Source organism: Egibacteraceae bacterium, from assembly GCA_040905805.1.
Taxonomy (GTDB): Bacteria; Actinomycetota; Nitriliruptoria; order Euzebyales; family Egibacteraceae; genus DATLGH01.
Genome location: JBBDQS010000007.1, coordinates 1,651 through 12,840 on the forward strand (window position 1 = coordinate 1,651; position 11,190 = coordinate 12,840).

The 11,190-nt window shown below is 72.1% G+C and carries 11 protein-coding genes; all 11 read left to right on the top strand.

What is annotated here, in order from left to right; translation table 11 throughout:
• Positions 1 to 475 (top strand): crossover junction endodeoxyribonuclease RuvC (locus WD250_01430; protein MEX2618855.1); only part of this gene is annotated, 475 nt, incomplete at its 5' end.
• Positions 472 to 1,077 (top strand): Holliday junction branch migration protein RuvA, encoded by a 606-nt coding sequence (ruvA, locus tag WD250_01435; protein MEX2618856.1) that lies wholly within the window; start codon positions 472 to 474, stop codon positions 1,075 to 1,077. The genes WD250_01430 and ruvA, both read left to right, overlap by 4 nt.
• A 167-nt stretch (positions 1,078 to 1,244) precedes the next feature.
• Positions 1,245 to 2,264, top strand: coding sequence for a Holliday junction branch migration DNA helicase RuvB (gene ruvB / locus WD250_01440; protein ID MEX2618857.1), 1,020 nt, complete (start codon positions 1,245 to 1,247; stop codon positions 2,262 to 2,264).
• Between the two features lie 104 nt (positions 2,265 to 2,368).
• Positions 2,369 to 2,713, top strand: coding sequence for a preprotein translocase subunit YajC (gene yajC / locus WD250_01445; protein MEX2618858.1), 345 nt, complete (start codon positions 2,369 to 2,371; stop codon positions 2,711 to 2,713).
• Between the two features lie 16 nt (positions 2,714 to 2,729).
• Positions 2,730 to 3,494, top strand: coding sequence for a hypothetical protein (locus tag WD250_01450; protein ID MEX2618859.1), 765 nt, complete (start codon positions 2,730 to 2,732; stop codon positions 3,492 to 3,494).
• 40 nt (positions 3,495 to 3,534) lie between these two features.
• Entirely contained in the window at positions 3,535 to 5,049 is a 1,515-nt protein-coding gene (gene secD, locus WD250_01455) for a protein translocase subunit SecD (protein MEX2618860.1), read from the top strand.
• Positions 5,050 to 5,077: 28 nt separating this feature from the next.
• Positions 5,078 to 6,172, top strand: coding sequence for a protein translocase subunit SecF (gene secF / locus WD250_01460; GenBank protein MEX2618861.1), 1,095 nt, complete (start codon positions 5,078 to 5,080; stop codon positions 6,170 to 6,172).
• On the top strand, positions 6,169 to 6,612 hold the full coding sequence (locus WD250_01465; protein MEX2618862.1) for a hypothetical protein: 444 nt from the start codon (positions 6,169 to 6,171) through the stop codon (positions 6,610 to 6,612). The genes secF and WD250_01465 overlap by 4 nt, the downstream gene beginning before the upstream one ends.
• A gap of 297 nt (positions 6,613 to 6,909) precedes the next feature.
• Positions 6,910 to 9,138, top strand: a complete 2,229-nt coding sequence (locus WD250_01470) for a bifunctional (p)ppGpp synthetase/guanosine-3',5'-bis(diphosphate) 3'-pyrophosphohydrolase (protein MEX2618863.1) — start codon at positions 6,910 to 6,912, stop codon at positions 9,136 to 9,138.
• A complete protein-coding gene (locus tag WD250_01475) occupies positions 9,138 to 9,833 on the top strand; it encodes an MBL fold metallo-hydrolase (GenBank protein MEX2618864.1) in 696 nt (231 codons plus the stop codon). The genes WD250_01470 and WD250_01475 overlap by 1 nt, the downstream gene beginning before the upstream one ends.
• On the top strand, positions 9,834 to 11,096 hold the full coding sequence (hisS, locus tag WD250_01480) for a histidine--tRNA ligase (protein MEX2618865.1): 1,263 nt from the start codon (positions 9,834 to 9,836) through the stop codon (positions 11,094 to 11,096). It abuts the gene before it with no gap.
• Positions 11,097 to 11,190: the final 94 nt, after the last annotated feature.

Genomic DNA, 11,190 nt, shown 5'->3' on the forward strand with positions numbered 1-11,190 from the left:
CCCCCCCCCGGCCGCCGACGCACCGACCGCCGAGCGCCTGGCCACCCTGCACGCCGAGATCGCCGCCCTGGTGGCCGACGCCGGCCCCGACGCGGTCGCCGTCGAGCGGGTGTTCTTCAACGCCAACGTCCGCACCGCCATGGGCGTCGGGCAAGCCGCCGGGGTCGTGCTGCTGGCCGCGGCCCAGGCCCGCATAGTCGTCCGCGAGTACACCCCCACCCAGGTCAAGTCAGCCGTCGCCGGACACGGGGGCGCCGACAAGGCGCAGGTGGCCTACATGGTGCAGGCGCTGCTGCGGCTGGCCGACACGCCGCGGCCACCCGACGCCGCGGACGCGCTGGCCCTGGCGCTGTGCCACCTCCAGCGGGCGGGTGCCTCGGCCGGCGGCGACGGGGGGATGAGCCCTCGACTGGCTGCCGCGGTCCAGGCTGCCGGCCCGGGTGCCCAGGTCGTCAAGCGCGGGACCACGCCGTGATCGCGCAGCTGCGCGGGATCGTCGCGGGCACGGGCGTCGGCGAGGTGGTCCTCGACGTGCACGGTGTGGGCTACCGGGTCTTCGTCGCGCCCGGCACGCACACCGGCCAGGTCGGCGACGAGCTCACCGTGCACACCAGCCTGGTCGTTCGTGAGGACGCCCTCGACCTGTACGGCTTCGTCGACCCGGCGGCCAAGGCGCTGTTCACCACGCTGCTCGGGGTCACCGGTGTCGGCCCCAAGCTGGCCCTCACCGCGATCGGCACCCTCGGCACCGACGGGCTGCGCCGGGCGGTGGTCACCGAGGACGTCGCGGCGCTCACCGTGGTGCCGGGCATCGGCAAGAAGGGGGCGCAGCGCATGATCCTGGAGCTTCGCGAGAAGCTCGGCTCCATCGCCGGGGACGCGCACGCCCCGATCGACGGGCCGCCCGCCGGGGGCCACGGCGTCCGCGACGAGGTCCGCCAGGCGCTCGCCGCGCTCGGGTACGCCCCCGCCGAGGCCCAGCAGGTCCTGGAGGGTCTGCCCGCCGACGCCGGAGACACCGCCGAGACCCTGCTGCGCACCGCGCTGCGCTCGCTGGCCACCGCCGCGAGGGGCTGACTGGTGAATCGGCCGAGCCTGCGAGGGCGATTCCCAGCTGTGCAGGGTGTGGCGGTCGCGCAGCGACCGTCATGGAGGTACGGACACGTGAATCGGCCGAGCCTGCGAGGGCGATTCCCAGCTGTGCAGGGTGTGGCGGTCGCGCAGCGACCGTCATGGAGGGCCTGATGGACGAGATCCTCGCCACCGCCGAGGTGCCCGGCGACGCCGAGCTGGATGCCTCCCTGCGGCCGCGCCGGCTCGACGACTTCGTCGGCCAGCGGAAGGTCAAGGAGCAGCTCGCGCTCGTGCTCGAGGGCGCCAGGCGCCGGGGCGAGCCGCCCGACCACCTGCTCTTCTCCGGTCCGCCCGGTCTCGGCAAGACCAGCTTGGCCACGATCGTGGCCACGGAGATGCGCGCCGACCTGCGCACCACGTCGGGGCCGGCGCTCGAGCGCCCGGGCGACCTCGCCGCCATCCTGACCAACCTCGAGGCCGGCGACGTGCTGTTCGTCGACGAGATCCACCGGTTGGGCCGCCAGGTCGAGGAGATCCTCTACCCGGCGATGGAGGACTTCTGCCTCGACATCGTGGTCGGCAAGGGCCCCGGCGCCCGAGCGATCCGGCTGCCGCTGCCGCCGTTCACGCTCGTGGGAGCGACCACCCGCACCGGCCTCATCACCAGCCCGCTGCGCGACCGCTTCGGCTTCGCGGCTCGGCTGGACTTCTACGACGAAGCCGATCTGGGCTCCATCCTGGCCCGCAGCGCCGACATCCTCGACATGGTGGTGCACGCCGACGGGGCGACCGAGGTCGCCCGGCGCAGCCGCGGCACGCCGCGCATCGCCAACCGGCTCCTCAAGCGCGTTCGTGACTACGCCGAGGTGCGCGCCGACGGGCGGGTCTCGGGGGCGGTCGCCCGCCGCGCGCTGGAGCTGTTCGACGTCGACGAGCGCGGCCTGGACAAGCTCGACCGGCGGGTCCTGGAGGTCCTCTGCCGCAACTTCGCCGGCGGGCCGGTGGGCCGCTCCACCCTCGCGGTGGCCGTCGGGGAGGAGCCCGACACGGTCGAGGACGTCGTCGAGCCCTTCCTCATCCAGCAGGGCCTGCTCGGCCGCACGCCTCGCGGCCGGGTGGCCACGCCCGGGGCGTACGCGCACCTGGGGCTGCCGACGCCCGACCGCGCCCCGACCCTGTTCCAGGGGTGAGTGGCTGCTAGTCTTGCCGGGCGGGCTGGCCCCGCCATTCCTCGTGCGCCGCAGGCGCCCTGTGACCGACGCGAATCCCGACGCGACCCGAAGGTTCCCAGACCATGCACGCTGCGACGCTCCTGCCAGTCCTCGCCCAGGACGGCGGGTCCGGCAATCCCATCGCCGGCATCCTGCCGATCGTGCTGATCATCGCGGTCTTCTACCTGCTGCTCATCCGTCCGCAGCAGAAGCGCGCGCGCCAGCACCGCGAGCTCGTGACGTCGGTGGACGTCGGTGACCAGGTCGTCACGATCGGTGGCCTGCACGGCACGGTCCGGTCCCTGGACGAGGACACCATTCGCCTGGAGCTCGCCCCGAACCTCGACGTCACCCTGGCCAAGCAGGCGGTGAGCCGCCGCCTGGTCGATGCCGACGCGGGCGAGCTCGGCGACACCGACCCCGCCTAGGTCCGGCTCCGCCTCCATGGAGCGCGCCGTCGACGAGTCCCCCGAGCACCCGCCCACCGAGGTCCCGGTGGGCGGCCGCACGTCCGGGGGCGAGGAGCGCGCGGCCCCCGGTCGCGGTCGCATCCCCCTGCTCGACCAGATTCAGGCCCACGAGCGCACCAGCGCGTTCATCGCCGCGGCCGACGAGTTCCTGGGCGCCCAGGGCTTCACCGAGCACGGGTTCCGCCACGCCAACCTCGTGGGCCACATCGCCTTCAACGTGCTGACCCACCTGGGCCACGACCACCACACCGCCGAGCTCGGTGCCGCCGCCGGCTACCTCCACGACATCGGCAACGTGGTCAGCCGCGCGAACCACGGGCAGAGCTCGGCGTGGCTGGCCTACGACCTGTTGAAGGAGCTCGGTTCGACGGCGGCTGACATGGCGCAGATCCTGTCCGCCGTCGGCAACCACGAGGAGCAGTACGGCGAGGCGGTGGGCCCGGCCGCCGCCGCGGTTATCCTGGCCGACAAGTCCGATGTGCACCGCAGCAGGGTGCGCAAGGACGCGTCCATCGAGATGGACATCCACGACCGGGTCAACTACGCGGTGGAGGCGTCGTTCCTGCGGGTGGACCCCGCGCAGCGGACCCTCACCCTCGAGCTCACGATCGACACGTCGATCAGCCATGTGCTCGAGTACTTCGAGATCTTCATGGAGCGCATGATCATGTGCCGGCGCGCCGGCCGTACCCTCGGCTGCGACTTCAAGATCACCGTCAACGACGTGGCGGTCCTGTGACCGTGACTCCGCGTCCGCGCAGGCCCCTGGGGGCTCGACCATGAACAAGGGCAAGCTCTGGGCGGTGCTCGGCTCCTTCCTGGCCGTGGTGGCCCTCATGTGGGGTGCGATCCTCGGCTTCGGGTTCGGACCCAACCTGGGCCTCGACCTGCAGGGCGGCGTCAGCATCACCCTGTCGCCCGAGCCCGGCCAGGAGGTCGACGAGGAGGTCCTCGAGCAGACCGTCACGGTGATCCGCCAGCGCATCGACGCGCTCGGTGTCGCCGAGCCCGACATCGCCCGCCAGGGGGAGAACATCCTGGTGCAGCTGCCCGGCGCGGCCGACCAGGCCGAAGCCGAGGAGGTCGTCGGTCGGACCGCGCAGCTGCAGTTCCGGCCCGTGCGCACCATCATCCCCCCCGACGGCCCCGCCTACGACGAGACCCCCGACTGCGACACCCTCCTGGCCGACCTGGTCGGCCCGGCCGACCCCGCCGAGCCGACCGTGCTGTGCGAGAGCCCGGCGGGCGCAAGCGAGGAGGGGGTGCCCGACGACCAGGGGGAGATCCCCGTCGGCGAGCGGGTCAAGTACGACCTCGGGCCGGCGACCGTCGTCGGTGCGGACGTCGCCGACGCCCGGGCCGCCCCCGACCAGGCAACGGGCCTGCAGTGGCAGGTCAACCTCTCGCTGTCCGGCGAGGGCGCCGCCAGCTTCCAGGAGTCGACGGCCGAGCTCGCGTGCGAACCGTCCGGCTCGCCGCAGCGGCGGTTCGCGATCATCTTGGACAACACCGTCGACTCCGCACCGCAGGTCAGCGAGTCGGTCGCCTGCGAGCAGGGCATCGCCGGCGGCGAGGCAACCATCACCATCGGCGGGGGCGAGGAGGAGGCCCGCGACCTCGCGCTCCTCCTGCGGGCGGGCGCGCTGCCCATCCAGCTGGAGGTCGCCACCTCGCAGAACGTCTCGCCGACCCTCGGCACCGCCAGCCTGCAGGCCGGCCTGCTCGCCGGGTTGATCGGCCTGGCGCTGGTCGCCGTCTACCTGATCGTGCTGTACCGCGGCATCGGTGTGGCGGCTGTCGCCGAGCTGGCGATGTTCGGGGTGCTGGTCTACGGGTCCGTCGTGCTACTCGGCGAGTGGGTCGGCTTCACGCTGACGCTCGCGGGCATCGCCGGGATCATCGTGTCCATCGGCATCGCGGCGGACTCCTCGATCATCTACCGCGAGCGCTATCGCGACGAGATCCGCGCCGGGCGCACCGTGCGCACCGCGGCCGAGCATGCGTTCGGCAAGGCGTGGCGGACGAACCTGACCGGCAACTCCGTCAGCTTCCTCGCGGCACTGGTCCTGTACTACCTCGCGATCGGGCCGGTCCGTGGCTTCGCGTTCACCCTCGGATTGTCCACGCTCATCGACACGCTGCTGTTCGGGACCTTCACGCGGGCGATGTTCGGCCTGATCGCCCGCAACCCCAGGCTCGCCAAGTCCCGGTGGGTGGGGCTGCGCGCCGAGGAGGTCGCCCCCGACGCCGTCGGCGCCGACAAGAGGGACCCCCGGCGGAAGGCGAAGGTATGAGCCGGCCGGCATCGCAGCGGGAGGTCGCATGACCGACACCATGGAGAAGCCGCCGCCGGCCGAGCCGGAGGCCAACGGACGGTGGAAGCGGTTCTTCACCAACCAGTCGCGCTTCGACTTCATCGGCCGGTCGCGCCGGTGGCTGGTCGTGTCCCTCGTCGTCGTGGGTGTCTGCGTCGGCGGTGTGCTCCTGCGGGGCTTCAACTTCGGCATCGACTTCACCGGCGGTGCGTCCTACACGATCGCCGACGCGGAGCGCGACCTGGACCCCGACGAGCTGCGCGCCGAGGTCGCGCCCCTGGTCGAGGAGGACTTCTCCATCCAGGTCGTCGAGGGGGGCGAGGGGGCGATCGTGTCGACCCAGGCGCTGGCCGACGACACGCAGACGCGCGCCGAGATCGTGGACGCGTTGGCGGAGTTCGCCGGCGTGCCGACCCAGGAGATCGACGTCAGCGTCGTCGGTCCCCGCTGGGGCGCCCAGATCAGCGAGCAGATGGTGCGGGCCCTGCTTGTGTTCCTCGTGCTCGTCACCATCTACATCACCCTGCGCTTCGAGTGGCGCATGGCGCTGGCGGCCTTCGTCACCCTCCTGCACGACGTGGTGGTCACCGTCGGCATCTACGCGCTCGTGGGCTTCCACATCTCGCCGGCGTCGGTGATCGCGCTGCTGACGATCCTCGGGTACTCGCTGTACGACACCGTCGTGGTGTTCGACCGCGTCACCGACGAGTCCAAGGCCATCAACGCCACGTCGGCGGAGACCTACGGCGAGATGGCGAACCGGTCGGTCAACGAGGTGCTGCTGCGGTCGCTGTCCACCTCCGTCACCTCCCTGCTGCCGGTGGGCTGCCTGCTGTTCATCGGGGCGAACCTGCTCGGCGCGGACACCCTGAGCGACCTGGCGCTCGCGCTGTTCGTCGGGATGGCCGTCGGGACGTACTCGTCCATCTTCGTGGCCACGCCCCTGCTGGTGTTCCTGAAGGAACGTGAGGCCCGTTACGCCGAGCTCAAGGAGAAGATCCTGGCCCGGCGCGGGGGCGAGGCCGCAGCAGCGGTCGCCGCCGGCGGCGACGTCCCGAAAGCGAAGGAGCGCAAGCCGGGCGGCAAGCGCAAGCGGTCGTGACCGCCGGCGCCGACAGCGGTGATCGCAATCGGGTCGGGAGCGACCCGGCCGCCCTGGCCGACCTCGTCCGCGACATCCCCGACTTCCCCCAGCCCGGCGTGGTCTTCAAGGACACCACGCCAGTGCTGGCCGATCCGACCGCGTTCGCCCGCGCGGTCGACGCACTCGCTGCGGGCCACGGGCCCGACACCATCGACAAGGTCGTCGGCATCGAGGCGCGCGGGTTCATCATCGCGGCCCCGGTCGCCTCCCGCCTGGGGCGTGTGGCCCGGCCAGACGGCCGTCTCCACGGTGGTCGCGTGGCCCGGCGGCTGCCCCGGGCGTGTGGCCCGGCCAGACGGCCGCTTCCACGGTGGTCGCGTGGCCCGGCGACAGCGCCCGGGCGTCATGCGAACCTCCCGGACGCGCCCTCAGCACAGCGACCGCCCTGCGGATGCTGACTCCTGACGGGCGCCTGGTGGGGGTTGCGGTATATGCGCCGCACCTGCGTCCGAAACCTCCGAGCAGTACCGTAGAGTGCCCATAAGGTCAGGGGAGGAGGGTTCGCCACGGACGAGGGTGACCGCACCCGACCCGCCTCGCAGGCGCTGCGCCAGCGCCCGGGCGACGCCACCGACGGTGGCGCGGTCGATCCTGCTCCCGAGGCGGTCGAAGCGGCCGGGACCGAGCAGGCGGCGCCGGCCGAGGGACGCCCTGCCGGCGTCCCGCCCCGGCCGCGGCAGTCCGGCGTCAAGGCGGTGCTCGCCCGGCTGCCGATGTTCGACCTGGGCCTGCAGGTGCCGGATCGCCTCCAGCCGTTGATGCTGGCCTTGAAGCGCCACTCCCCGAAGGTGGACACCAAGGAGGTGCTGCGGGCATACGGCTACGCCGAGGTCGCGCACGCGGGCCAGGAGCGCCAGTCCGGCGAGCCCTACATCGTCCACCCCATCGGCGTCGCCGAGGTGCTCGGGGAGCTGGGCATGGACACGGCCACGATCGTCGCCGCCCTCCTGCATGACGTGGTCGAGGACACCGACCTGACCTTGGCCCACATCGGCCAGGAGTTCGGCGACGAGGCCGCCGCGCTGGTCGACGGGGTGACCAAGCTCGATCGCATCCAGACGAACAGCCGCGAGGAGCAGCAGGCGGAGAGCCTGCGCAAGATGCTGATCGCGATGGCCAGCGACTTCCGTGTGCTGCTCATCAAGCTGGCGGACCGCATGCACAACATGCGCACCATCCACCACCTGCCGCGGGAGAAGCAGAAGCGCATCGCCGAGGAGACCCTGTCGATCTACTCGCCGCTGGCCCACCGGCTCGGGGTCCAGAACTTCAAGTGGCAGCTGGAGGACCTCGCGTTCGCCGCGCTGCACCCCAAGCGCTTCGACGAGATCAAGGCGATGGTGTCGGAGCGCCAGCCCCAGCGGGACCGCTTCCTCCAGCAGGTCGTCGCCGACGTCGACGAGCGCCTCCGCGGGGTCAAGATCCGCGCGGAGATCACCGGGCGGCCGAAGCACTACTACTCGATCTACGACAAGATGGTCGTGCGCGGCAAGGAGTTCGACGAGATCTACGACCTGGTCGGCATCCGCGTGATGGTCGACTCGGTCAAGGACTGCTATGCCGCCCTCGGCACCCTGCACGCGATGTGGCGTCCCATCCCGGGACGGTTCAAGGACTACATCGCCATGCCGAAGTTCAACCTCTACCAGTCGCTGCACACCACCGTCGTCGGCCCGGAGGGCAAACCGATCGAGGTGCAGATCCGCACGCGCGCCATGCACCGCACCGCGGAATGGGGGGTGGCGGCCCACTGGAAGTACAAGGAGGGTCGCGGCAAGCCGACGGAGCAGTCGCGCGAGTCGGAAACGCATTGGCTCGCCCAGATGCTCGATATGCAGTCCGACACCGCCGACTCTGACGAGTTCATGCGCAACATGCGCCTGGATCTCTACGCCGACGAGGTCTTCGTCTTCACACCGCAAGGCGACGTCCAGGCGCTGCCCCGCGGCTCCACGCCGGTTGACTTCGCCTACGCCGTGCACACCGACGTCGGTCACCGCTGCGTCGGGGCCCGGGTCAACGGGCGGCTGGTCGCCCTCGAGTACGAGCTGCGCAACGGCGAGACGGTGGAGATCTTGACCTCGAAGTCGCCCGATGCGTCACCGAGCCGCGACTGGCTCGAGTTCGTCGGCTCCTCCCGGGCCCGCAGCAAGATCCGGCACTGGTTCTCCCGCGAGCGACGGGTCGACGCGATCGAGAAGGGCCGCGACGCGCTGCAGAAGACGCTCGCCAAGAAGGGGATGGGCTGGAAGCGCATGCTCGGGTCGCCCGAGCTGCAAGCCGCCGCCGAGGAGATGAACCACCACGACCTCGACGCGCTGTACCGGGCGATCGGGGACGGGCACATCTCGGCGGACTCCGTCGTCTCGCACCTGTCCAACCAGATCGCCGACGAGGAGGAGACCGACGAGCTCACGCCCTCCACGGTGGTGCACATCCCGGCGCGCTCGTCGGAGGCGATCGTGGTGGAGAACACCGAGGACGTCTGGGCCAACCTCGCGCGGTGCTGCACCCCGGTGCCCGGTGACGAGATCCTGGGCTTCGTCACCCGCGGTCGGGGCGTGTCTGTGCACCGGGAGGACTGCCCGAACGCCGACGACCTCCGGCGAGACCCCGATCGGGTCGTGGCCGTGCGGTGGGACCCCGCGGCGTCGGCGAGCTTCCGGGTCACCGTCCAGGTCGAGGCGCTCGACCGCAAGCACCTGCTGCGCGACATCACCACCGTGCTGGGCGACCTCCACGTGAACATCCTGTCCGCCCAGGTGCACACCCAGAAGGACCGGGTCGCCTACCTGCGGTTCACCTTCGAGCTCGGTGACATCGGCTACCTCGACCACATCATCGCCCAGACCAAGCGCGTCGAGGGGGCCTACGACGCCTACCGGGTCGTGCCACGGGCGGCGAAGTCACCGAGCGCCACCTGATGCTCGGCGCGGACAGCCGGTTCATCGAAGGCTTCGCCCTGGGCATGTGGCAGGCCAACTGCTACATCCTGGGCGACGTGGAACACGGCACCGCCGTCGTCGTGGACCCCGGGCAGGACGGTGCCCCAGTGGTGCGCGAGCGTCTGGCGGCACGCGGGGTGCGCTGCGAGGCCATCCTGCTCACCCACGGCCACATCGACCACATCTGGGCCGTGCCGGAGCTGGCGCGCGAGCTCGACGTGCCCGTGCTGCTGCACGCCGACGACCGCTACCTGTGGGACGACCCGGGCGCGGCGTTCGGCGACTTCCCGCCCGGGGCGCTGAAGGCCCAGTTCGGTCTTGACTGGGACCCGCCCGAGGGCGTCGTCGACGAGCTGCGCGACGAGCAGAGCCTGTCCTTCGCCGGGATCGGGTTCACCGTGCGCCACACGCCGGGCCACACCCCCGGGTCGAGCGTCTTCCTGGTGACCGACACCGGCGCGGACGACCCGCTGCTGGTCTCCGGTGACCTGATCTTCGCGGGGTCGGTCGGCCGCACCGACTTCCCGCGCGGGTCGTGGGAGCAGCAGATGGCCGCGATCAGCCGGGTGGTGCTGCCGCTGGAGGACCGCACGGTGATCGTCTCGGGACACGGCCCGGAGACCACCGTCGGCGCCGAGCGCACCGGCAACCCGTTCCTGCGCGAGCTCGTGTAGATGGGGGTCCCCGAGGGCATCAAGGGGGCGCCCGACCGCCTGCCGCCGGAGTCGGCGGCGTACGACCACGTCGAGCAGGCGTTCCTGCACACGGTGCGCCTGGCCGGCTACGAGCGGGTGCGCCTGCCGGTGTTCGAGCACACCGAGGTGTTCGCTCGCGGGGTGGGCGCCTCCACCGACGTGGTGCAGAAGGAGATGTACACCTTCACCGACAAGGGCGGGCGGTCGTTGACGCTGCGCCCGGAGGGCACCGCCGGCGCGGTGCGGGCCGCGCTGCAGGCCGGTGTGCCCCGCGCGGGTGGCCTGCCCGCGAAGTGGAGCTACGCCGGCGAGTTCTTCCGCCAGGAGCGGCCCCAGGCCGGACGGCAGCGCCAGTTCACCCAGGTGGGCATCGAGGCGCTGGGCGTGACCGATCCGGCGCTCGACGCCGAGGTGGTGCTGCTCGGCTGGGAGGCCTTGCAGCGGGCCGGGGCGCGCGACCTCACGCTGCGGCTGAACACGCTGGGGGACCGGTCGGATCGCGGCCCGTACCTCGAGCGGCTGAATGCCTACCTCGACAGGGTCGCGGACCTGCCGGCGGAGGTCGAGGCCCGCCGGGCGCTGAACCCGCTACGCGCGTTCGACTCCAAGGCGCCGGGCATGGACGCGATCATGGCCGGCGCGCCGCTGCTCGCCGATCACGTCTCCGACGAGGCGAAGGCCCACCACGCCGAAGTCGTCGCCTTGCTGGAGGCCGAGCGCATCCCCCTCACCCACGACGCACGGCTCGTGCGGGGCTTGGACTACTACACCCGCACCACGTTCGAGTACCAGGCCGGGGGCCTCGGGGCGCAGAACGCCGTGGGTGGTGGGGGCGCCTACGACGGGCTGGCCCAGGACCTCGGCTGGGGCGAGCCGTTCGCGGGCATCGGCTGGGCGCTCGGCGTGGACCGCACGGTGCTCGCCCTGTCCAAGGCCGGGCTGCTGCCCGAACCGCCGTCGCGGGTCGCCGCCTTCGTCGCCGTGGCCGACCCGGCCTTGGCTGCGGCCGGCTTCGCGCTGGTCGCCGAGCTCCGGCGCGGCGGGGTCATCGCCGACCAGGCCTTCGGCGGGCGGTCCCTGCGCGCCCAGCTCAAGGCCGCTGACCGCTCTGGGGCCGGGGTGGCGCTGGTGCTGGGGCCCGCCGAGGCCGAACGCGGCACGGTCACCGTCCGCGACCTGGCCTCCGGGGACCAGACCGAGCTCGCCCGGGCCGACGTGGTGGCTGCGGTCGCCGAGCGCTGAGCCGGTCCCGTCCGGCGGCCGGTCCGGCAAGAAGGATTTCCGCCGTCTCCGGGCAGTGCCTGGACCTGCGGTGAGCAGGATTCCCGCGCCGGCG